This window comes from Allobosea sp. 01N443 (assembly GCF_056399325.1).
In genome coordinates, this window is record NZ_JBFTRC010000180.1 from 13,417 (window position 1) to 35,794 (window position 22,378).

Annotated in this window: 19 protein-coding genes, 1 tRNA gene and 1 pseudogene; 11 read left to right on the forward strand and 10 right to left on the reverse strand. The window is 64.6% G+C overall.

Going from position 1 to position 22,378, the window contains the following annotated elements; all coding sequences use genetic code 11:
* Positions 1–314 precede the first annotated feature (314 nt).
* The 4 genes from AC1DRP_RS29360 to AC1DRP_RS29375 are packed head-to-tail and all read left to right on the forward strand — an operon-like array spanning position 315 to position 4,966.
* A complete protein-coding gene (locus AC1DRP_RS29360; protein WP_441508344.1) occupies positions 315–1,835 on the forward strand; it encodes an MBOAT family O-acyltransferase in 1,521 nt (506 codons plus the stop codon).
* Between the two features lie 26 nt (positions 1,836–1,861).
* On the forward strand, positions 1,862–2,113 hold the full coding sequence (locus AC1DRP_RS29365) for an acyl carrier protein (RefSeq protein ID WP_441490951.1): 252 nt from the start codon (positions 1,862–1,864) through the stop codon (positions 2,111–2,113).
* Positions 2,110–3,888 (forward strand): fatty acyl-AMP ligase, encoded by a 1,779-nt coding sequence (locus AC1DRP_RS29370; RefSeq protein WP_476770321.1) that lies wholly within the window; start codon positions 2,110–2,112, stop codon positions 3,886–3,888. Before AC1DRP_RS29365 ends, AC1DRP_RS29370 begins: the two co-directional genes overlap by 4 nt.
* Positions 3,875–4,966, forward strand: a complete 1,092-nt coding sequence (locus AC1DRP_RS29375; protein WP_441508346.1) for a hypothetical protein — start codon at positions 3,875–3,877, stop codon at positions 4,964–4,966. The genes AC1DRP_RS29370 and AC1DRP_RS29375 overlap by 14 nt, the downstream gene beginning before the upstream one ends.
* A gap of 223 nt (positions 4,967–5,189) precedes the next feature.
* On the opposite strand, the gene AC1DRP_RS29380 is transcribed toward AC1DRP_RS29375, so the two are convergent.
* Positions 5,190–5,267: transfer RNA gene (locus tag AC1DRP_RS29380), tRNA-Pro, on the reverse strand.
* A gap of 338 nt (positions 5,268–5,605) precedes the next feature.
* Here AC1DRP_RS29380 and AC1DRP_RS29385 point away from each other — a divergent pair.
* Positions 5,606–6,421: a class I SAM-dependent methyltransferase gene (locus AC1DRP_RS29385; RefSeq protein ID WP_441508347.1), complete on the forward strand. Its 816-nt coding sequence runs from the start codon at positions 5,606–5,608 to the stop codon at positions 6,419–6,421.
* A 96-nt stretch (positions 6,422–6,517) separates the two neighbouring features.
* Here the strand turns inward: AC1DRP_RS29385 and AC1DRP_RS29390 are convergent, their stop codons facing one another.
* On the reverse strand, positions 6,518–7,723 hold the full coding sequence (locus AC1DRP_RS29390) for an O-antigen ligase family protein (protein WP_476770322.1): 1,206 nt from the start codon (positions 7,721–7,723) through the stop codon (positions 6,518–6,520).
* Between the two features lie 56 nt (positions 7,724–7,779).
* Positions 7,780–9,327, reverse strand: coding sequence for an undecaprenyl-phosphate glucose phosphotransferase (locus AC1DRP_RS29395; RefSeq protein ID WP_476770323.1), 1,548 nt, complete (start codon positions 9,325–9,327; stop codon positions 7,780–7,782).
* Between the two features lie 530 nt (positions 9,328–9,857).
* Here AC1DRP_RS29395 and AC1DRP_RS29400 point away from each other — a divergent pair.
* Entirely contained in the window at positions 9,858–10,214 is a 357-nt protein-coding gene (locus AC1DRP_RS29400; RefSeq protein ID WP_069881065.1) for a DMT family transporter, read from the forward strand.
* Between the two features lie 2 nt (positions 10,215–10,216).
* Positions 10,217–10,414 (forward strand): annotated as a pseudogene (locus AC1DRP_RS29405) (SMR family transporter); the annotation flags it as partial.
* Positions 10,415–10,605: 191 nt separating this feature from the next.
* On the opposite strand, the gene AC1DRP_RS29410 reads toward AC1DRP_RS29405, so the two are convergent.
* On the reverse strand, positions 10,606–11,775 hold the full coding sequence (locus AC1DRP_RS29410) for a glycosyltransferase family 4 protein (protein WP_476770324.1): 1,170 nt from the start codon (positions 11,773–11,775) through the stop codon (positions 10,606–10,608).
* A gap of 20 nt (positions 11,776–11,795) precedes the next feature.
* Entirely contained in the window at positions 11,796–12,356 is a 561-nt protein-coding gene (locus AC1DRP_RS29415) for a polysaccharide biosynthesis/export family protein (RefSeq protein ID WP_476770325.1), read from the reverse strand.
* Positions 12,357–12,551: 195 nt separating this feature from the next.
* On the opposite strand from AC1DRP_RS29415, the gene AC1DRP_RS29420 reads away from it, so the two are divergent.
* Positions 12,552–14,726 (forward strand): GumC family protein, encoded by a 2,175-nt coding sequence (locus AC1DRP_RS29420; RefSeq protein WP_441508352.1) that lies wholly within the window; start codon positions 12,552–12,554, stop codon positions 14,724–14,726.
* Positions 14,727–14,838: 112 nt separating this feature from the next.
* Here the strand turns inward: AC1DRP_RS29420 and AC1DRP_RS29425 are convergent, their stop codons facing one another.
* On the reverse strand, positions 14,839–16,116 hold the full coding sequence (locus AC1DRP_RS29425; RefSeq protein WP_476770326.1) for a GNAT family N-acetyltransferase: 1,278 nt from the start codon (positions 16,114–16,116) through the stop codon (positions 14,839–14,841).
* Positions 16,117–16,222: 106 nt separating this feature from the next.
* Here AC1DRP_RS29425 and AC1DRP_RS29430 point away from each other — a divergent pair, with 106 nt between their 5' ends.
* Positions 16,223–17,149 carry a polysaccharide deacetylase family protein gene (locus AC1DRP_RS29430; protein ID WP_476770327.1) on the forward strand — a complete coding sequence of 309 codons (927 nt, stop codon included), beginning with the start codon at positions 16,223–16,225 and terminating at the stop codon, positions 17,147–17,149.
* A 92-nt stretch (positions 17,150–17,241) separates the two neighbouring features.
* Here AC1DRP_RS29430 and AC1DRP_RS29435 read toward each other — a convergent pair whose 3' ends face one another.
* Positions 17,242–17,454: a DUF2842 domain-containing protein gene (locus AC1DRP_RS29435; protein WP_069881058.1), complete on the reverse strand. Its 213-nt coding sequence runs from the start codon at positions 17,452–17,454 to the stop codon at positions 17,242–17,244.
* A 124-nt stretch (positions 17,455–17,578) separates the two neighbouring features.
* Between AC1DRP_RS29435 and AC1DRP_RS29440 the strand changes: the two genes are divergently transcribed.
* Positions 17,579–18,658: a COX15/CtaA family protein gene (locus AC1DRP_RS29440; protein WP_476770328.1), complete on the forward strand. Its 1,080-nt coding sequence runs from the start codon at positions 17,579–17,581 to the stop codon at positions 18,656–18,658.
* Positions 18,659–18,787: 129 nt separating this feature from the next.
* Here AC1DRP_RS29440 and AC1DRP_RS29445 read toward each other — a convergent pair whose 3' ends face one another.
* From AC1DRP_RS29445 to AC1DRP_RS29455, 3 genes are read right to left on the reverse strand one after another with little or no spacing between them, the layout of a single operon-like run.
* Complete coding sequence (locus AC1DRP_RS29445) at positions 18,788–20,065, reverse strand: O-acetylhomoserine aminocarboxypropyltransferase (protein ID WP_476770329.1); 1,278 nt, start codon at positions 20,063–20,065, stop codon at positions 18,788–18,790.
* Positions 20,066–20,110: 45 nt separating this feature from the next.
* The gene (locus AC1DRP_RS29450) at positions 20,111–21,361 is read right to left on the reverse strand and encodes an FAD-dependent oxidoreductase (protein WP_476770330.1); all 1,251 of its coding nucleotides are present in this window, start codon (positions 21,359–21,361) and stop codon (positions 20,111–20,113) included.
* A gap of 25 nt (positions 21,362–21,386) precedes the next feature.
* Positions 21,387–21,917, reverse strand: coding sequence for a CoA-binding protein (locus tag AC1DRP_RS29455; protein ID WP_476770331.1), 531 nt, complete (start codon positions 21,915–21,917; stop codon positions 21,387–21,389).
* Positions 21,918–22,066: 149 nt separating this feature from the next.
* Between AC1DRP_RS29455 and AC1DRP_RS29460 the strand changes: the two genes are divergently transcribed.
* A partial coding sequence (locus tag AC1DRP_RS29460) for a hypothetical protein (RefSeq protein ID WP_476770332.1) occupies positions 22,067–22,378 on the forward strand: 312 nt, incomplete at its 3' end.

Consider the following 22,378-nt stretch of genomic DNA (forward strand, 5'->3'; position numbering starts at 1 on the left):
TGTACCCCGAAGGCCCGCAGAGATTCACGCAGCCATCGACATCACTGGTTCAGGCTTCCGAGCTCCATGCCGGGCTTGATGCCCGCAGCGATTCTCAATCTCGATCAAGGCGAAGAGTGGCAAAGCTAGACCCTTTACTGAGGCTCCTGCGCAGTCGTGGAGATTGCCCAATGACCGACCGCGCCGTAGCGGCAGTATCGGTGACATATTTCACACATATGGCCGGCTAATGGGCCACAAGCTTCCGGTCCGTCTTGCGTGCGTCCGGACCGGCTGTATGCCTGTAGCCTCGCACGGCTCCAACGGCACGCCCGATGCTCTTCAATTCTACCGAGTTCATCTTCGTCTTTCTTCCGCTTGCGGTGCTTCTGCACTTCGCATTGGCGCGCGTGAGCGCCGCGGCCGCGATCATCGGCACGACGCTGTCGTCGCTCGTCTTCTATGCATGGTGGAACCCGCCTTATGTGCTGTTGCCCGTGGCGTCGATCGTCGCGAATTTCTGGTTCGCACGGCTGATCGCAGCCGCGGAGAAGCCGGCGGCGAAGCGACTCCTGGTCTTCGGAATCGTCAGCAACATCCTCGTGCTATGCTATTGGAAATACGCTGATTTCCTTCTCTCGATCGTTCATTCCTACAAAGCCGCGCCCCCCGTCGTTCCGCTCGCCTTGTCGTTCACGACATTCGTGCAGATCGCCTTTCTGGTCGACGTCTACCGCCGCAAAGTTCCGCTTCATTTCAGCCGCTACGCGTTCTTTGTCGCCTTCTTCCCACATCTGATCGCGGGACCCATCGTGCGCTGGAACAGCTTCGGCCGGCAGCTCGGCGATGATGCGCGCTTCCGGTTGGATTGGTCGAACGTTGCCCTTGGGCTGACGATTTTCATCATCGGCCTCGCCAAGAAGGTGCTGATCGCCGATTCGCTTTCGCCGCATGTCGGCACGGTCTTCGACGCTGCGGCGAGGGGCGACCCGGTTACCGCCATCGCCGCATGGGGCGGTGCCCTGGCCTTCTCGGCCCAGATCTACTTCGACTTTTCCGGCTATTCCGAGATGGCGATCGGCCTCGGGCTGTTGTTCAATTTCCGGCTGCCCGTGAATTTTGCCGCACCATTGCGCGCAACCAGCATCCTGGACTTCTGGCGGCGGTGGCACATCACGCTGTCGCAGTGGCTGCGGGACTATGTCTACGGGCCGCTGACCTTCGGCCGGCCGATGGGGTGGTGGCGCGCCATCGCAGTGATGATCACGATGACCCTGGCCGGTCTCTGGCACGGAGCCGGGTGGACGTTCGTGGTATGGGGCGCCTATCACGGCTGCCTTCTCACCATCAACACGATCTGGCAGCGGATCGTGCCCGAGCGGGATGAGCCGACACAGACTGGGCGGTTCGTCGGATGGGCGCTGACCTTTACGGCCTTCGTGGTGGGCTCTGTCCTGTTTCGCTCTGCGGATATCGAGACGTCGGGGCATCTCTTCGCCGCCATGGGAGGCATGGGTCAATCCCCGGTCGCGGAGGCGCTCACGCTCCAGCACGACTGGTGGGCGATACGCCAGGGCTGGATCTCTGAGGCCTTCATCCGCACCTGGCTCGGCAGCACCTGGTCGCTCACCGGGACTGCGCTGACCCTGCTGGCGCTGGCGATTGCCCTTCTCCTGCCGGACCCGATGGAGATCACCGGCTATCGCGAAGGCGATGCTCAGTCGAACTGGCGAAGACATGTCGGCGCGCTGGCCTGGCGCCCCTCGCTCATCGCCCTCGGCACGGCCTTCCTGCTCTTCGGCGAAGTGTTCTTCCGGCTCGGGCAGGTGAGCGAGTTCCTCTATTACCAATTCTGACGATCAGTCTGGGAGCGTAGCGTTTGATGGCAACGGACAAGGGCGAAGCCGAAATCACCGCGTGGTGCGTCGCGCATCTCGCCAAGGGGCTGCGACGTCCTGCGGAAAAGATCGATCCGCAGGCCAAGTTCACGCGCCTGGGCGTCGATTCCGCGATGGCGGTTTACCTGGTGGCCGAGCTCGAGGAATGGCTTGGGCGCGAACTCGCCCCTGAACTGGCCTTCGAATACCCCAGCATCGCAGCGCTTGCCCGTCACCTCGCGGGAGCGCAGGATTGAACCAGATTCCGACAATTCAGGAGAGCCCGGCGGTCCTCGAGGCCGGTCACAGCTCGATGGTCGAGCTGCTGCGTGCGCGCGCCGCGGAGCAGCCGAACGAGCGCGCCTATGCCTTCCTGTCGGATCGCGGCGGCGAGGAGGCATCGCTCACCTTCTCGGAGCTCGAGCGCCGCGCCCGTGCGCTTGCGGCGGAGCTGGTAGGGCGCGGTCTCTCCGGAGAGCGCGCGCTCCTGATGTTCCCGCCTGGGCTCGATTTCCTCGTCGCCTTCTTCGGCTGCCTGATTGCCGGCACGATCGCTGTACCGATGATGCCGCCACGGCGCCTGGGCGCGCGCAATTCGAGCGCCAGCATCGTCGCCGACTGCACGCCGCGTATCGCATTGACGAGTCCGGCACTGCAGGCGACACGCGGCGACCTCTCGGAGCGTCTCCAGGCCCCCACGCTCGATTTCATGGCCGTCGACGCCACGAAGGAGGCCCAGGCGCCGGCGGGAAGCATGTTCCCGGAGCCCGGCCTGCAGGACCTGGCTTTCCTGCAATATACCTCGGGCTCGACGTCGGATCCCAAGGGCGTGATGGTGAGCCATGGCAACCTTCTCGCCAATAGCGAGATGATCCGGCTCGTATACGGCAACACCCGCGCGACGACCTATGTGAGCTGGGTGCCGCTCTATCACGACATGGGGCTCATCCTGAACGTGCTGCAGACGCTCTATATCGGCTCGCTTTGCGTACTCATGGCCCCCGTCAGCTTTATGCAGCGCCCCCTGAACTGGCTGCGCGCGATCAGCGACTACCGCGCCGAGTTCGCGACGGCGCCGAACTTTGCCTTCGATCTCTGCGTCGATCGCTTCCGCCCCGACCAGATGGCGGGGATCGATCTGTCCCACTGGAAAATTGCGCTCAACGGCGCCGAGCCGGTGCGCGCGGAAACGATGGAGCGCTTCACCGAGACCTTCGCGCCCTATGGCTTCGCGCCGGACGCATGTTCGCCGGCCTACGGGCTCGCGGAGGCGACGCTTCTCGCCTCCGGCGGCGGACGGGGGCGGGGGCTCGTAAAACGTCGGATAAGCCGGGAGGCGCTGCAACGCCTTCGCGCGGCCGCGCCGACGAGCGAAGACGACGCRCAGTTCGTCGCAGGCTGCGGCAAGGCCCTCGTCGGCGAAAGGCTCGCGATCGTCGATCCGGAGACATGCCGACGCCTTCAAACCGGTCATGCCGGCGAGATCTGGATTTCCGGTCCGAATGTCACCCAGGGCTATTGGCAAAACGCCAAGGCCACCGCCGCGACCTTCTGGCCGCGGATCGAAGGGGAAGCGGCGGAGCGCTGGCTTCGTACCGGCGATCTCGGGTTCCTCGATGACACCGGCGAGCTCTTCATCACCGGGCGCATCAAGGACGTGATCATCATTCGCGGCATCAACCATTATCCGCAGGACCTCGAGGACACCGTTCAGGCGAGCCACCCGGCCTTGCGGAGGCATGGCGGCGCCGCCTTCTCGATCCTGGACGAGGATGGCGAGGGCCGTCTTGTCGTGGTGCAGGAAATCGAGCGGACGCAGATGCGCCACGTCTCCATCGATGACATCGAGGACACGATCCGCGAGGCGATCGCCACCGAGCACGAGCTTGCCATCCAGGATGTCGTACTGATCCGCCCCGGCAACCTGCCGAAGACGACGAGCGGCAAGATCCAGCGCGGCCTTGCCCGCAGCCTTTTCCTCGACGGACGCCTTGCCGAACTCCAGCCAGGTTTGCCCGATGCTCTGGCGTAAGAAGAAGCCGGTTTCCGCTGCGTCCGGGATGAACCCTCGGACCTATGCGCTGGCCCTTATCCTGGGCGCTGCGGCGTTCTTTGCCAGCGTGGTCGTCGCGAATGTCGTGATCGATCCGCAGGGCGTGTTCGGCACAAACGTCCTTCCGCGTACGCCCAACCTCAATTACCACTACCGTAATCTCGCGGCCTATGACGCTGCGCCGGACAGTTTCGAGGGCGTGCTGTTCGGCTCCTCTCGCGCCCAGGCCACTGCGCCAGCGGAGCTGTCCCGCCGCTTGGACGGGGTGAATTTCGCCAGTTTCTGGGCCACACGCGGCATGCTGCCGGACTTCCTGCCCGCGCTCGAATACGTCCTCGCCGACAAGGCGAAACGAGGGCAGCACTTGCGCACGGTGTTCCTGCTCCTCGATATCGATACCTTCGGAGATCCCCCGGCGACAAACCGCTACATCGAGACCTTGCTGCCTCAGGCCCTGAGCGGCGAAAGCGGCGTGTATTTCTGGTGGCGCAATCTGACGGCCATGCAGGTCCGGAGCTGGCAGCGTATCCTGCGCGAGGCCCGCGCCGCGATCGAGGAGAGGGATCGCAAGAGCCCTTCGGTCGTCGACAAGGTGAAACTGGCATTCGTCCGTTTGGCATCGTTGAGCAGCTTGGCCGGGCGTGGCTCGCAGGCCGGAAGCGACTACAACAGGCCGTTCGCGCAGCGCGCGTATTTCGCAGACCAGCTGCAGATCCTGCAGCGTATCGCCACGCTGTCTCGACAGAACGGCACCAGGCTCATTGTGGCCGTCAGCCCGCTCCACCGTGCCGTCGAGAGCCGCTATTTGCCGAAGGATCTCGCGCAAGCGCTTGATCAGGTTGCGCGTGTCACGCCGCTCTGGGACTTCACGGGCGCCGACTGGCTCTCGGACGATCCGAACTATTGGATGGGCGACCAGGCTCACTATTCCGCTGAGGTCGGCCGCATGATGCTGGCCCGCATTTTCGGCGAGCCGATGCCGCCCAACTGGGAACGATTCGGCCGGTTGAGGGGAGCGGAGGGCGCCGTCGCTTCAAAGGTCGATGCGCGGCGCTGAAGTGCGCCGCCGCTTGATTCTCTTCCCGCCGCGCTCGATCAATTTCCAGATCAGAACAGCATAGCGTCAGAGCTCGGCAGTTCCCTCGCGAGCCGCAACTGACGCTTGGCCCACGTGCTGGAAATGCCAGAATCGCGCTGGTGTAGCCCGAATGTGCCCGAGCAGATACGGCGCCGCGGCATCTTAATGCCGTTCGCCAACTCAATGGTTCCATGAGGTTTTATGGTCGGAGCGAGAGGATTCGAACCTCCGACCCCTTGTCCCCCAGACAAGTGCGCTAACCGGGCTGCGCTACGCTCCGACAGGGCGGCTTATAGAGGGGTGGGCGCGCGGATGCAACGCGCTTCGGCATACTCTCCGCAGGGTTTTTCAGAAGCGCTGCATCGCCGCCATGCCGCGCTGCCATATCTCGCGCCAAGCCTTGGTTCGGGGCGCGAAAGAACCACGTCCACCTGCGCTTTCGGCGTGCACCGGGAACAAGCGCCAAGGGGCTCCATGGCAGGAGCCGGCTGGACGCATACCCTTGAGCGATAGCCTTCCGGCTTCGAAACCGTCGGCATTAACTGCATGTTAAGCAAAACATTGCGGAGAGAGCCGTTCGTCCACATCCTCCCTCCCGGATGATCGGTGGAGAGTGGCATGACCGCGACGATTGCGTTGGGTGCGAAGGGAACAGCCGCAAGGGCGACACGGAATCAGGACCGCGCTCTCGAAACCTTCTTCGCCGAGCTGCAGCCCGATTGGCATTCGCGCTGGGCCTGGAAGAACTACGAGCGGACGATTCTCGCCCTGACCCGACAGTTCGGCTTGAGGCGGATCTGCGAGATCGGTGGTGGCCGCGACCCGCTGTTCTCCGCCGCCGAAGCCGCCAGCCATGGTCTGGACCTCGTCGTCAATGATATCGACGCGAACGAGTTGGCCTTGTCGGCGCCCGGCCTGCGGACGGCGCGTTTCGACATTGCTGGCGATCTGTCCGAACCTGATGTCGAATGCGGCGGCTACGACCTGATGGTCTCGCGCATGGTCTTCGAGCATATCCGGGATGTCGAGCGGGCCTGGACGAACATCCATGCGCTGCTGGCGCCAGGCGGAATGGCGCTGGCCTTCTTCCCGACGCTCTGGGCGCCGGTCTTCGCGCTGAACCACATCCTGCCGGAGGCCGCCTCGCGCGCCATCTTGCACGCGCTGTTTCCGGCACGTCGGCAGGACGGCAGCGATCCAAAATTCCCGGCCCATTACGACTGGTGCCGCGGCAGCCGCGCGCAGCTGACGCCGATGCTCAACCGGGCCGGATTCCGCGATGTTCACGTCCAGCGCTTCTGGGGGCATGGCTATTTCGAGCGCTTGCCGGGGCTGCGGGAGATCGACCACGCCTTCAACCTGCTGGCTGCGAAAACGGGCTGGGACCTGGTGACGACCTACGACTACGTGCTGGTCCGCAAGGCGCCGGTCTAGGACACCGACCTGAAAAATGGATTGCGGTCTTGGGGAAGCCGATGCGGACACAGAAGGGCAGGTCAGAGAACCGGAGACGATATCCAGTCCGATGACCTATGCCCGACCAGCGGGCAATCGTCCGCGCGGGAGTTGACCGGCAGCGTTGCCCGGCTTGAGCGCTGCCAGGCCCCAGACCAGCCCGAGCAGCAGGTAGAAGTGCCGCCAGTGGTCCGTGTCGATCTGGACACCCTGCAGGATGGTGATGAACAGCACCGACCACAGCACGATCGCGTGGTTCTGCCAGGGCGAGCGGTTGAAGACGAGACGCCAGCCGACATAGCAGGTGGTGACCATCAAGCCGAGATAGGCGATGCCGCCGAGCCAGCCATAGGAGGCGAACGCATTGATGTAGACGTTGTGCGGATCTTCCGGGAAATGCCAACGGAAGCGCAACGGGCCAAGCCCGTTGGGCRCATCGAGGAGGAGCGGGAGCGAGCGCAGCTGGCTGCCGAATCGGCCGGTTACGCCCTGGTCGTAGCTCTGGTTGAGGCTGGCGCGAATCTCGAAGATGTCGCGGATGCTCTCGAACGAGAGCGCGATCAGCAATGCGACAAGGATGCCCCCAAGCGCAGTGAGGGTGAGCATCACGATCCGGGCGCGGCGCGCAGCGTTGGGTGCAGTCAGGAACATCAGCCCGACCATCATCAGGGCCGAGCCGGCCAGATTGCCCCAGGCCCCGCGCGAGAAGGCCAGCAGCACGGCCATCAGCGGCACGCTCATCACCAGGAAGCCGCGTATCAGGCCCAGGCGCCCAATCAGGATATGCTGCAGCGCGTAGACGATAGGCACCACGAGGAAGGGCCCCAGCACATTGGGATCCTTGAACGTGCCGGAGGCGCGGCCGGCATAGGAGAAGACGTCGGAAAGGCCGGCGATGTCGAAATAGCCGAGGATGCCGGCAAAGCTCGCGCACCAGGCGGCGAAGAGATAGCCCTTGCGCAGGGTTTCCAGCCGGCCGAGMGGGTCCTCCGCCATGATGGCCGCGAAGAAGATCGCAGTGATCATCAGGTAGACCGAGACGGCTGTGAAGCGCACGGAGGCCGGCTCGTCCATCCACGGAATTAGCGAGAAGATGCCGCCGATATTGTAGAGTAGCAGCAGAACGACCATCGGCAGCAGCTTTTGCGAGAAGCGGATGCCTGTCAGCGCGAAGACGAACAGCGTGAGCAGGAAGAAGAATTCATAGGGTGACGGCTCGATCAGCGCGAAGCCGCTGGAGGCGGTCAGCAGCCAGAGCGTGCCTCGCTTGATCGAGGCCAAGGACACCCTCAGGCCGCGACGGCCGCCTTCATCTCCCGCGCGGTCGGCGAGCGCGCTCAATAGGCGTTCTCGGACTTGGTCAGCAGCGAGATCGGCGTCTTGTACAGAATGTAGAGATCGAGCATCACGGACCAGTTTTCGATGTAGTACAGGTCGTGCTCGACGCGGCGCTGGATCTTGTCCTCGGTGTCGGTCTCCCCGCGCCAGCCATKGATCTGRGCCCAGCCGGTGAYGCCSGGCTTSACCCKGTGGCGGGCGAARTARCCGTCGACCACCTGCTCATAGGCGCGGCTGTCGGCCTTGCCGTGGACGACATGCGGGCGGGGGCCGACCAGCGAGAGATTGCCCTTGAACACCACGTTGAAGAGCTGCGGCAACTCGTCGATCGAAGTCTTGCGGATGAAACGGCCGACGCGGGTGACGCGCGGATCATCCTTGGTCACCAGCTTGCTGGCGGTAACATCCTGCATCTCGTGATAGAGCGAGCGGAACTTGAAGACTTCGATCTGTTCGTTGTTGAAGCCGTAGCGCTTCTGCCGGAACAGGACCGGCCCCTTCGAGTCGAGCTTCACCGCGATCGCCGTGATCAGAAGAACCGGCGAGAGGGCGATCAGGGCAAGGGTGCCGACGATCTTGTCGAACAGCCATTTCACCACGATGTCCCAGTCCGCGATCGGCCGGTCGAACACATCGAGCACCGGCACCGCGCCGATATAGGAATAGGAGCGCGGTCGTAGCCGCAGCTTCGACATATGGGCGGAGAGACGGATGTCGATCGGCAGAACCCAGAGCTTGCGCAGCATCTGCAGGATGCGTCCCTCCGCCGAGATCGGCAGGGTGAAGATCACCAGGTCGAGCTTGGTGCGGCGGGCGAACTCGACAAGGTCGTCGATCGTGCCGAGCTTTGGATAGCCGGCGACGAGATCGGGCGAGCGATCGTCGTTGCGATCGTCGAAGACGCCGCAAATCTGCAGTCCGGAGTCCTTTTCCGCTTCGAGCGCCTTGATCAACGCTTCGCCCGCAGCGCCGCCGCCGACGATGGCCGTGCGCCGCTCGAGCCGTCCCGTGCGTGTCAGCCGGCGCACGGCCATCGTCACGAGAAGGCGCTCGCCGAGCAGGGCTGCGAGACCGCCGCCATAGAAGCCAGCCAGCCAGACCCGGGAAAACTGGCTTCCGACCTTCATGAAGAAGAAGGCGGCGAGTGCGATCAGGAACAGCATGGTCCAGCCCGCGACGAGCCGGGCAGCCGTCGGGACGAAATGGCGCAAAGCGCCTATATGGTAGAGATGCAGCGCCTGGAAGGCGGCGAGTGCGCCGACGCTCACCAGGAGAACGGTGATCTGATAGAGAAGGGTGCTGCTGGTGGTGCCCGCGACATAGAACCAGTAGACCAGCCCTGCCACGCTGACGATGGCCAGAACGTCGAACAGGCGCACCAGGCCTTCGATCAGGACCGGGGAGAGTGTCGGCTTGACCGGCATCGCCGCGATGCGTTCGGCCAGGGGATGGAAAGCGCGGGTCGAACCCGTCTTGCTCCCGCCGGCTGGATCTGATGCTCCGGCCGCGTCGGCCTGGATCAGGTCACGCACATCGAAAGTGCCCATCACACGCTACCTCTACTCAGACCGGAGCAATACTCACCTCCCGGTCCCGGCTTGCGATTAGCTCAAAATGCTCTCGGAAGGCTTAATCCGATGCTTCGCTGTCTTGTGGCCAGCAAGGAGACTCTACGGCATTCCGGACCATCGCGAACGGTCCATTTTATCCCCCTGCAAGCGGCGTCTCAAACCCGATGCAAAGAAAGTTGATTTTCTCTCGTCCGGCCAAGGAATTAGCTCACTCCCATTTTTTCCGATTTTGCATCGAAAAGCAGTCGTTTCTGGCTCATAAAGTTGATGTTGGTTGACAAAAAGCATTAAAACGGGCATATCCATTCGCGATGAGTGTCTGAGAAGAACATTTCTGAGCGATGCCCGCGGTTGCCAATTCAGGCAATTGGGCAAGTCGCTGTGCAGCCCCAGCAGTTCAATCTGCCAGGGCTTGGTCTTCGAAACTCGTTCGTAAAAACTCTAACTTTGCTTAGCTGCCTAACGTCGCTTCCCGACGGTAAGCGCCGGCTTCGCCCGTGTGCATCATGTCTTTTCATTGGTTGGTTCTGCTCGCAGCGATTGCTGTCGAGATTGTCGCGACGGCCGCGTTGAAGTCGGTCGTCGCTGAGCCGTGGCTCATCACGGCTCTACCGCTCGTTCTGATCGGATTGTCCTTCGCGCTGCTCAGCGTGGCGCTGCGTGTCATCCCCATGGCGGTTGCCTATGCCGTCTGGGAGGGGCTCGGCATCGTCGGCATCGCCGCCGCGGGCCATCTTCTCTTCGGCGAGCATCTGACGCCTGAGCGCCTGCTGGCGCTTGCGGCCATCATCGCCGGTATCGTGCTGCTCGAGCGCGGTGTCGGGCACGGTGTCGAGGAGGGTAAGCAGGGGAGGCTGGCGTGACCATGCTTCTTCAGCCGCAGTCGCTTGCCTTTGCCTGGCTTGGGCTTGCGGTCATACTCGAAGTCCTCGGTACCTATCTGCTCAAGCTCTCCGACGGCATGACGCGGCGATTGCTCGGTGCCGTCGGGATGGTCCTCGTCGTCGGCGCCTTCGCGGCCCTGGCACAGGCCATACGCGGCATGGACCTTTCGGTCGCCTACGCGGTCTGGGGCGTCCGGCTGGGTCGGCATCGCGCTGGTCATCGCAGGCGTCGTCGGCCTGAAGYTCCTCTAAAACATCGGCCCGAAAAGTGGAATGCGGTTTTCGGGACAAAGCCGATGCAAACACAAAGGGTTAGGTCACCGGACTGGATACGATTTCCTGTCCGGCGATCTAACGCGACAGTGTTTCATCACGCGTCGATACCGCGTCGCACCAGCGCGACGCGGTATGCTGCCAGTACGCCGTCGATCATCGCGTTGAGGCAGAAGTTCTGGCGGACATGTTGTGCCAGATCGATCGCCTGTGCGCGTCGTTCGGGTTCGGGCATGGCCAGGGTCGCACGAATGCTCCCAGCCAAGATTGCCGGGTCATCGGCCGGTATCAGGCGATGCGCGTGATCCGGGCCATAGATTTCCTTGATGCCGCCGACATTCGTCGAAATCAGCGGCTGGGCTGCTGCCGCCGCTTCAAGGATGACATAGGGCAGCGATTCCGCCCGCGACGGGATCACCATGACATGGGCCTGGGCCAGCGCGGCGCGAATCGGGCCGGGCGGCTCGAACACGCATTGACTGCCGATGCCGCGGTCGAACGTCATCTGCCGCAGCACGGCCTCGTCGGGGCCCGCCCCCACGATCAGGATGCGCGGCTCGAGGCTGTCGCGGCGCTTCAGCAAGGCGAGCGCATCGATCAGCGTATCGACCCCCTTCGCGGAGCGCAGCTCCCCGAGATAGACGAGGTCGAACCTTGCCTTGGCATGGTCGATCGGCTCGAACTCGGCTTCCGAAATACCATTCAGGACGATCCGGTAATCGCTGCGCGGCTTGTGGCCGATATAGGCTTCGAACCGCCCTGCGATGAAGGCGCTCTCGAAGCAGAACATGTCCGTCGCACGCTCCAGCAGCCGTTCGACCGACATATAGATGCGATGCTCGGCGCCGCCGGGCTTGTAGTTGAAGCTGCCGCCATGCGGCGTATAGGCCGTGATATAGCGCCGCTGCGGTGAAACCAGCGCAGGCAGGCGCGCATAGACGCCGCCCTTCGAGCCATGGGCGTGCACGACATCAGGGGAAAGGCGCGCCCGCGTCGCGTTGGCCGCCAGTTGCGCCCTGCAGTCCATGAGGCTCGGGTAGCGCGACATCGGCACGCGCGTGACGCCAAGCGCGAGGTCCGGGCCAAACTCGGCGAAAACCTGGTCGGCACGCACACCGCCGGTATTCGAATCGCAGAAGATGCCGACCTGATGCCCGCGCTCCACTTGCCCGCGAGCCAGATCGAGGACATGGCGAAACAATCCGCCGAGCGGCGCCCGAAAGACGTGCAGGATGCGCAGCGGCTTCATGCCGGGGGCGTCCGCCATGGCCGTCACCTCGTTTGCGCTCAGAACCAGCGTTCCTTGATGACGATCGTGTCGCCCGGCTGCACCTGGTAGGTGATCGGCACCGTCCCGGTGACGAGCTGGCCGTCGATCTGGCGCGTGACCTCGGCATAGTTGCGCTGGCCGCGCGGGGTGAAGCCGCCTGCAATGGCGACCGCGGTCTGCACCGTCATGCCATTCACGAAGGGGAACTGGCCGGAGTTGGTGACTTCGCCCAGGACGAAGAACGGGCGGTAGGTATCGACCTCGACCGAAACCTTGGGTTCGCGCAAAAAACCGCCGCGTAGCTTGCCTTCGATCGCCTGCTCGAGTTGCCGGGTCGTGCGTCCCTGGGCCTCGACGGGGCCGATCAGCGGCATCGAGATGCGCCCGGAACCGTCGACGGCGTAGATGTTCGACAGATTGTCCTGACCGAAGACGATGACGCGCAGCCGGTCGCCGCTGGCGAGCCGATAGGGCACATTGACGTCGACGATCGCGAGTTCCTGYGCTGCATAGCGCGGCGCGCAGGCGCTCGTCGCTAGTGCGACCGCCAGGGCCAGTGGGGCGAGTGATCGACTCATCGCATATTCAGTCCATCCAAATTCTGCCGTCACGTTAGGGTGGCTATGGTTAACAAAAGTTGAGCACGACCTCCCTCGCTGCCCCCCCCCTCGCTGGAGATGCCGCCACCTCTTAACTCGCCAATAACCTTAATCAGCTTTGATTGACCCTGCGTCCTGTGCTGGGCGCGCGAGTTTTGCGTGAATGGGTGAGTCATGACCTCTCGATCCGATGACGGAATGCGGGATGCCGGCGAGAGCCGCGGCGACATGCTCGATCTTTCCGCGCTCTGGGCCGCCATCAAGCGGCGCAAGCTCTGGGTGCTCGGCCCCACAGTGCTGGCGCTCGGCCTCTCCTTCGTCGCCGTCAATCTGGTCACGCCGCGCTACACGGGCGAGGCGCGGCTCCTGCTCGAGAATCGGGACAGCTTCTATACCCGTCCGGGGCAGGGCGGGGCCGAAGCCACAAGCCAGCAATTCGACAGCGAGGGCGTGCAGAGCCAGGTCCAGGTCATCATGTCGCGTGACCTCGCTCGCGAGGCGATCAAGCGCATCGGCCTCGTCGGCAATCCCGAATTCGATTCGGGCGCCGGCGCGCTGAGTGCGCTGAAGCGGCTTGGCGTGCTGGTCGGGCTGGGCGCGCATCCGGCCGATCGCTCGCCCGAAGAACGCGTGCTCGATCAATTCTACGACCGCCTGCTGGTCTTCCCGGTCGGCCGGTCCCGCATCGTCGCGATCGAGTTCACGTCGCGCGATCCGGCGCTGGCGGCGCGCGGAGCCAACGAGATCGCCAATATCTATCTCGAGATGCTGGAGGCGGCGAAGCAGGACACCGCGCGCAGCGCTTCGTCCTGGCTCTCAACCACGATCGAGCCGCTGCGCAAGCGCGTCGCCGAGGCGGAGGGCAAGGTCGAGGACTTCCGCTCGCGCAACGGACTGCTCGTCGGAACGAACAACACCACCATCACCGCACAGCAATTGGCGGACCTCTCCACCCAGCTCTCCAATGCCCGCAGTCAACAGGCCGAGGCCCAGGCCAAGGCCAGCGTCATTCGCGATGCGATGAAGAGCGGGCGGACCTTCGAGATTCCGGACGTTGCCAACAATGAACTGGTCCGCCGTCTGATCGAGCAGCGCGTCAATCTGCGCGCCCAGATCGCGCTGGAATCGCGCTCGCTCCTGCCCGGGCACCCGCGCATCAAGGAACTCAGCGCCCAGCTCGCCGATCTGGAGGGCCAGATCCGCGCGGCCGCCGAGCGCACGGTTCGCACCCTGGAGAACGAGGCACGCATCTCCGGCCAGCGCGTCGACAGCTTCACGGCCGCCCTCGAGGGGCAGAAGAAGAATGTCTCGAGCGCCAACGACAAGGAAGTGCAGCTGCGAGCGCTGGAGCGCGAGGCACGCACCCTGCGCGATCAGCTCGAGCAATATATGCAGCGCTATCGCGAGGCCGTGGCGCGCGACACCCAGAACGCCAGCCCGGCCGATGCACGCATCATTTCGCGCGCCGTCGAACCCACCGAGCCGTCCTTCCCGAAGAAGATCCCGATCATCCTCGTTGCGACGCTCGCGACCTTCCTCGTCGCGCTCGCCATGGTGGTCTCGCGTGAGCTCCTCAACGGCACTGCGGGGTCATCGCCCGGCTCCAATGGCCCGCGGCGTGCGCCGGGCTGGGTCGGCGGCGGCGGGGCTGGGGCCGCGCAACATCCGTCCGACGGAGACGAGCGCCGCGAGCGCGTTGCGGGGCTGCTGACCCATACCGGCCGAGTGGGCCGGGTTCCCCTGGCCGCGGCCGATCCCGAAGGGGCTCTTACGGCGCTTTCCGAGCGAATTGCGGCGCCTCCCGCCGAGATGGCGCCGCTGGCCGTGCTGCTCGACGGGGCCGGTCCCGAAGCGATGTCGGCACGGGATCTCGCGGAACTGCTGTCCCGCCACTCCCGTTGCGTGCTGGTCGACCTTGCCAGCGACGATGACGAACTGGATGAGCTGGGGTTCTCCGAGCTTCTTGCCGGCGAGGCCCAGTTCTCCGAGATCATCATGCGCGAACCGGGCTCGCGGCTGCATCGCATCAGCGCTGGACGCGCAGGGCGCAGGGCGGTTCTGGCCGCGCCTGATATCGTCGAGGTGGCGCTCGATGCGCTCTGCGAGACCTATGACTGGGTCTTGGTCTCGGCGACTTCGGGCGATGAGAGCGCCGTGCTCGCACCGCTGGTCGGACGTGCGCAAGGTGTCTTCGTCATGGCGGGCAGCATCGGCAACGGGCACGCCATGGAGGCCGCCTATCGGCTCGCCGATTTGACGACGGCGCCGGTTTCTCTCGTCGTCGACAAGCTCGAGGAGACGGCGGGCGTGCCATTTTCCGTCCGCGAGCATGATGCGGCGATGGCCTGAGCCGAAGCTTATCCCGGCCGGGGGCGGCCGGGATCGTCAGKGCCCCGTGGCCCTGCACCTCCTGCGAGATGCGCAGACCTTGCGCATCTGATTTTGCGAGAGGCGTTGCCGCTCAGTCGTCGTCAGTGGCGAGTGTTCGGTTCCGGTTCAGCCAGCCCGAGGCGCGTTGTGCGAGCTTCAGTGCCACTGGAGAGCTCTTGATCCTGCGCTTCGCGGCACGTTTGGCCCGGCTGAACAGGACAAAGGCATGCCCCTTCGGCGTCAACGGCAGGAAGGTGTCGACGAGTTCGTCCCGGTCGTCGCATACCGTCGTCTTGTAGCGGGCTTCGCCGACGCCGAGGTCGAAGACCTCGATTCCGGCACGACATTTCAGCTTGATCAAGTCGACCAGCAGGATCTCGCCAGGGCTCGACTTGGGGAGGTCGCCGTCCATGTCGAAGGATGTGGCCATGCCTGAGAAACGCTGGCCCTGCACGGCGCCGACATAGGTTGCGACACAGCGGCCATCGAGATCGAGCGAGTAGAGCTCGAGAACGGGCGTGTCAGTGCGGTCAGGGCTTGCTCCCTGGCGCAGGAAGTCACCCAGGGCGGGCTCCGCGAAGGGGTTTGGAACGCCCATGCTGGCAAACCGCGCCGCCTTCTGGCTCAGGAAAGCGGAAACGACCCGCTCGATATCCTCCTGGGTTTCGGCCTTGAGCAGGACTGAGCTGCCGAAGCTGGCGAAGCGGTTGCGCTTGTTCTTCAGCTTCTTGCGGGCATGCGAGCTCATCGAGCGCCGCAGCGAGCCTTCGCAGTCTCGTCCCTCCAGCGCGAGCTTGTAGGCTCCGCTCGGACTCGGCCCTGCCGCAAGCTGCGCGAGCGGGTTGGGAACGCCTTGCCAGTCCTTCGGCTGGTTGACGAAGATGAAGGCGTCGAGATCTCCAATGGCCGTGCCGATCTCGACAAGCAGGGCTCGCGCGCCGGCCGTATCGAGGGCGACAGCGAAGGCCGGGGCATAGAGCCCCATATGATAATTGGCGTGCTTGCCGCCGATGAATTCGCCGAAGCGAACGCCGTTGCGCCGTGTCAGCGCCAGCGGCAGGATGGCCTGGGTGCGCCCGGCCGCRTCGCGCAGCGCGGCATATCGGAACTCCGTACCGTGGGCTGCCCCGACCGTCTCGACGAAGGGCCTGATCCAGCCATAGGCCTGGTAGGGCGTCACCAGAGCTGCCGCTTCCAGGCTGCGCCACTCGGCTTCCAGGGCGGCAGGGTCGCTGCTGATCGTGATGCTGTGCCAGGGGCGCGCGCGCTCCCCCCTGCTCCTGATCGCTGTCAGGTTCAGGGCCGAGGCCGGAGTTCCGGCGCGTTCGGCAAGTGCAGACATCGTCTCTGGACCCTCGGGTGGCGGCATTCCTCGCTGTCCTTAACCCGCTATTGTGAACGAACCTGCCAGGTTGGCTTCGACCAGCCGAAGCATCGGCGAACAATATTAGCGAGCGGTTGCTGCCCGGAGCCGGATGCGCGAGCGGGGCTTCGCCCCCAATCGTCTGCTGGAGATCACGCCTGAATTCCTCGACCAGACGCTGACACTGATCAAGGCTCAGGGCTATGACATCGTCTCGCTCGATGAAGCGGTGGCGCGACTGCAGAGCCCGCTCTCCCAGCGCTTCTTCGTGGCGCTGACCTTCGACGACGGCTATCGCGACAATCTCGATCATGCCTGGCCGGTCCTGGCCAAGCATGGCGTGCCCTGGACATTGTTCGTGACGACGGGCTTTGCCGAGCGCACCGCGCGGCTCTGGTGGCTGGAAATGGAGGAGGCGATCCGGGCTCTGCCGCGCTTCACCCTGGACTTGCCGGATGGCGGGTTCTCGGCCCGCACCGAATCTGATCGCGAGAAGCAGCTGACCTTCGAGACGCTCTACTGGCGTCTGCGCAAAGGGCCGGAAGCGATTCTGCTGTCAACGATTTCCGATCTTGCACGTCAGGCCGGCATYGATAGCGCAGCCCTGGTCGAGCGCGAATGCCTGCCCTGGGAGACACTGCGCTCGCTCGCCGGCGCGCCCGGCGTGACCATTGGAGCGCATACGCTGAGCCACCCGATGCTGGCCAAGCATCCCGAGGATTTTGCCCGAGCCGAGATCGTCGAGAGCAAGGCACGGCTCGAGCAGGAGCTCGGCCTGCCCATGCGCCATTTCGCCTATCCCGTCGGCGATCCGGGCTCCGCCGGCAAACGTGAATTCGCCCTGGCCAGGGCGGCTGGCTTCACCAGCGCGGTCACCACGCGGCCGGGCCATCTCTTCGATCGGCATGAGCGGCATCTGCATGCGCTGCCGCGTGTCTCGCTGAACGGCTATCACCAGAGCGAGGCAGCGCTGCGGGCGCTGCTGTCGGGGCTGCCGTTCCTGCTCTGGAACAAGGGGCGGCGGCYGAATGTCGCCTAGATCCCATCGGACCGGATATCCCGTCCGATGATCCAGACTTCCATGTTTGCAACGGCTTTTCCGAAAGCCGCAATCCGCATTTCAGGCCGATCTCAGCGTGGCCCGTCCTTCCGCTCCATCCACTTGATCAGCGGCAGCAGGGGCAGCACCCAGGCGAGGCCGAGCGCGATATAGGCGATGGTCTGCACCAGCTTGGGCGCGTCCGTGATCCGCCCCTGCGCCAGTGCCATGGCGACCAGCGCATAGACGCAGACGAAGATCAGGATCACCACGGTGCCGATCAGCTTGCGGTGGCTCTGGGTCATCTCTCGTCTCCATGCCGGCGCGGCTGCGGCATTGCGGGCGTTGTTCGCGTCTTCGCGCGGGTCTATCTGTCACCCCCAACGACGCTTGTGAAGCGCGACATTTGCGACCCGAGGTCCCCATCCCGTGACGATTGCTCTCGATCAGCCGCGTGGCGGCGCTGTCAGCTCCGCCAACCACGCAGGCATCCGCCGCTGGCTCTGGATCGTCGCGGCACTCGTCTTCGCGATGGTCGTGGTCGGCGGCGCGACCCGCCTGACCGGCTCAGGCCTCTCGATCACCGAATGGCGACCGGTCACCGGCGCGATCCCGCCGCTCTCCGACGCCGCCTGGGCGCTGGAATTCGAGAAGTACCGCGCGAGCCCGCAATACCAGCTGCTCAATGCCGGCATGGCGTTGTCGGAATTCAAATTCATCTTCTGGTGGGAGTGGGGGCACCGTCAGCTCGGCCGCTTCATCGGCCTGGTCTATCTCGTCGGCTTCCTTGTCGTCGCCCTCCGCCGGCTCCTGCCTTGGCGCCAGAGTGCCGTGCTGTTCGGCATGGGGCTGCTGCTTGGCCTGCAGGGTACGATCGGCTGGATCATGGTCGCGTCGGGGCTCCAGCCAGGCATGATCGCGGTCGCCCCGGTCAAGCTGACGCTTCATCTCACCTTCGCCGGCCTGTTCTTCGCCGCCGTTGTCGCGTTCGCCACCTGGCTGACCCCGCTGCGGCGGGTCGAGCAGGCGAGGGGCCGCCTGGCCGCCTGGGTGTTGCTGGTGCTCACCTTCGCTCAGATCGCGCTAGGCGGCCTCGTCGCCGGCTCCCGTGCGGGCTTCACCTTCAACACCTGGCCGCTGATGGATGGGGGGCTGGCTCCGGCTTCGTCGACGCTGTTTGCGCAGACGCCGCTCTGGGAGAACTTTGTCGATAACGTCGCCCTGGTGCAGTTCAACCACCGCATCGGCGCCTATCTGCTGCTGGCGGCCGCGCTCTGGCATGCCGTTGCGATGCGCCGCGCAGCGCCTGGGTCAGGCAGTGCCAAGCGCGCAACGGCGATTGCCGGCCTCACCCTGACACAGGCCGCGCTCGGCGTCGTTACGCTGCTTCTGGTGGTCCCGCTCTGGGCGGGGCTCGCCCATCAGGCGCTCGCCTTCATGGTGCTGGCGATGACAGTCGTACATGTCACGCGGAGCGGGGCTGGCACCGCGCATCCAGTCCGGGCCTGACGCCACCGGAACACTGTCGCTCCGAGCGGCAAAGGAAAGAGACCCGGGATCCCGGCCGGAATGGTTCATGGAGGGATCCCGGGTCTGCATTTTTTCCGGGGGGACGCCCCGTCGGAGCGCTGCCGGATGCTAGATCAGCGCCTGATCGAGATCGCCGATCAGGTCGGCCACGTCCTCGAGCCCGATCGAGAGGCGCACGACCTCCGGTCCGGCGCCCKACGCGGTCTTCTGTGCGTCCGAGAGCTGGCGATGCGTCGTCGAGGCGGGGTGGATCACCAGCGAGCGCGTATCGCCGATATTGGCGAGATGCGAGAACAGCTGCAGGTTCGAGACCAGCTTGACACCCGCATCGTAGCCGCCCTTCAGGCCGATGGTGAAGACCGCGCCCGCTCCCTTCGGCGAGTAGCGCTTGGCGAGGTCGTGATACTTATCGCCGTCCAGGCCGGGATAGCTGACCCATTCCACCGCCGGATGCGTCGAGAGGTGCTTTGCGACGGCGAGTGCGCTCTCGCAGTGGCGCTGCATGCGCAGCGGCAGGGTCTCGATGCCCGTCAGGATCATGAAGGCATTGAAGGGCGAGAGCGCCGGGCCCATGTCGCGCAGGCCGAGCACGCGGGTCGCAATGGCGAAGGCAAAATTGCCGAAGGTCTCGCCAAGCACCATGCCGTTATATTCCGGCCGCGGCTTGGACAGCATCGGGTAGCGCTCGTCGCCCACCCAGTTGAACGAGCCGCCATCGACGATCAGGCCGCCGATCGAGTTGCCGTGCCCGCCCAGGAACTTGGTGGCGGAATGCACGATGATGTCGGCGCCGTGCTCGAACGGGCGGATCAGGTAGGGGCTCGCCATCGTGTTGTCGACGATGAGCGGAATGTTGTGCTTCTTGGCGATGGCCGCGACGCCGGCAATGTCGACGATCACCCCGCCCGGATTGGCGATCGACTCGATGAAGATCGCCTTGGTGCGCGGGGTCACCGCGGCGGCGAAGCTCTCAAGATCGTCGGAATCGGCCCAGATCACATTCCAGCCGAAATTCTTATAGGAATGGTTGAACTGGTTGATCGAGCCGCCATAGAGCTTGCGCGCGGCGACGAACTCGTCGCCCGGCTGCAGCAGGGCGTGGAAGCAGAGGAACTCGGCGGCGTGGCCGGATGCGACGGCGAGCGCCGCAGTGCCGCCCTCGAGCGCGGCGACGCGCTCCTCGAGCACCGCGTTGGTCGGGTTGCCGATCCGCGTATAGATGTTGCCGAAAGCCTGCAGGCCGAACAGCGATGCGGCGTGGTCGACATCGTCGAAGACGAAGGATGTCGTCTGGTAGATCGGCGTGGCGCGCGCGCCGGTGGCTGCATCAGGCGCTGCACCGGCATGAATGGCGAGCGTATGGAAACCCGGTGAGCGGTCTGACATGGCGTGCTCCCTGCAAATTCTGATCGTGAAACGGTCCCGTTCGATTTAACGAACGCTCTGTGCGGCGTCAATCGGCCGGACGGGCCTGAGAGCGGGGCCGATATGCTCCGGCCTGATCCCCAGGCCGATCAGCCGTGCCGGCAGGCGGCGCAGCAGCGGGAAGCGCTGCAGGAGGCGCAGCGGCAGCGGCGGCGCCACCGGTCCGCGGCTGGCGAGCAGCGGCGTGATCACCCGGTTCTGGATGGCGATCTGCATGGATTGGGTGAGTTTTGCCGGGAATTCACGGCGATGCTGCACGGCTGCGAGCGCGGTATCCGTCAGCCGCCTCTCGCGGAGCGGCGCTGCCAGCAGGTTGGCCGTTGCGACGGCATCCTGCACCGCCAGATTGATCCCAACACCGCCGATCGGGGACATCGCATGCGCAGCGTCGCCGATGCAGATCAGGCCGGGCTTCCACCAGCGCGTCAGGCGATCGACCGCGACCGAGAGCAGCTTGATGTCGTCCCAGCTGCGCAGCTCCGCTATCCGGTCCTTGAGAAAGGGCGAGAGCGCGACGACACCGTCCCGGAAGGCCCGCATGCCCCGGACCTGCAAGGATTCCAGCGAACCCTTGGGGATGATGAAGGCGCATTGCCAGTAGTCGCCGCGATTGAGCATGATGAAGAACCGGCCGCCCGCGACCTGGCCGAATGTCTGGTTGCGATCACTCTTGCTGCGCGACAGCCGGAACCAGAGCACGTCCATCGGCGCGCCGAGCACTTTCACCGGGAGGCCAGACGCCGCGCGCAGATCGGAGCTGCGCCCGTCGGCCGCAACCACGAGATCGGCCCTGATCGAAAGCGGGCCGTCGGGCGCCATGGCCGCGACGCCGGCCACACGCCCGTTCTGCTTGATCAGTCCCTCGGCCTTCGTCTGCATCCGCAGATGGAAGGAGGGCTGCTCGCGTCCCCGTTCCGCCAGGAAATCGAGAAAATCCCATTGCGGCATGAAGGCGACATAGGGAGCCTTGACCGGCAAATGGCTGAAATCGGCGAGCGTGATCTCGTCGTCTCCGAAGCGGGCGACGATATGGTCTTCCTTGCTGTGCGGCAGCTTCAGGAAGGCCTCGAGCAATCCGAGTTCATGCATCAGCTCGAGTGTCGAAGGGTGGATCGTGTCGCCGCGGAAATCCCGCAGGAAATCGGCGTGCTTCTCCAGCACGGTGACTTCGATTCCGGCTCTCGCGAGCAGGAAACCGAGCATCATCCCGGCGGGGCCGCCTCCGGCGATGCAGCAAGTGGTCGTTTCCTCGCGCATCGCCGTTCTCCTGGGKATGGCCTGGTCAGGTCCCGGGCCGGTCGATCGACAATTTCTGGAAGCCCTTGCCGGCCAGTTGCGGCTTCTTGTTCGAGATGATGCGCGAGTTGATGCCCTGCCAGCCGATCTCGCCGGAGAGCCGGCCATACTCGATCTTCGGGCAGCGGTTCATGATCACGGTAAGGCCCTTGGCCTCGGCGCGAGCGGCGGCCGCGTCATTGCGGACGGACAGCTGCATCCAGATCACTTTCGACAGGGGCGAGAGCGCCAAAGCCTCGTCCGTGATCGGCCCGGCGGCTTCCGAATTGCGGAAGATCTCGACCATGTCGACGGGAACCGGAATCTCCTTCAACGCACCGTAGACCGTCTTGCCGAGCAGCGTCTGGCCGGCAAGGCCGGGATTGACGGGGATGACGTCATAGCCGCGATCGAGCAGATACTTGGTGACGATCCAGCTCGGCCGCGCCTCGTTGGCCGAGGCGCCGACCAGGGCGATGGTTTTCACCTCGCGCAGGATGCGGCGGATTAGCGCATCTTCATAGGCCTCATGATTCAAGGTGCTGAATCCTCACGAGAAATACGCGGCGATCATGCCCCAGCATTTTGGCGCCGAGGGGCTGAACCACAGCTTTGCCACTCTTATCTGATTCAATGGAACACAGGGCGAACAACCCCGGTTGTTCCGTCATGAAAGGAGGGTCTACCATGTGCGACTATAGCCTGCACAATGTGATGTCCACTCCCGCCAAAGTGGGCGACGAACTGACGACCACCAGCTTCCCGAATTCGAGCACGCGCGGGTTCTGCACCTCGGCACAGCCGGAGGTTGCGGTCTGCGTGCTGCCCGGCACGGAGCTGGCGTTCGCGAGCGAGATCGAGTGCGATAGGGTGGTCGGCTTCCTGCCGCATCGCAAGATGGCAGCGACGATGGCCCGCTTCCGTCAGATCGATCTCGACAAGCCCTATGCGCATCACGATGCGCTCGAGCTGCCCGACGGGCAGGTCATTCTGCTGACG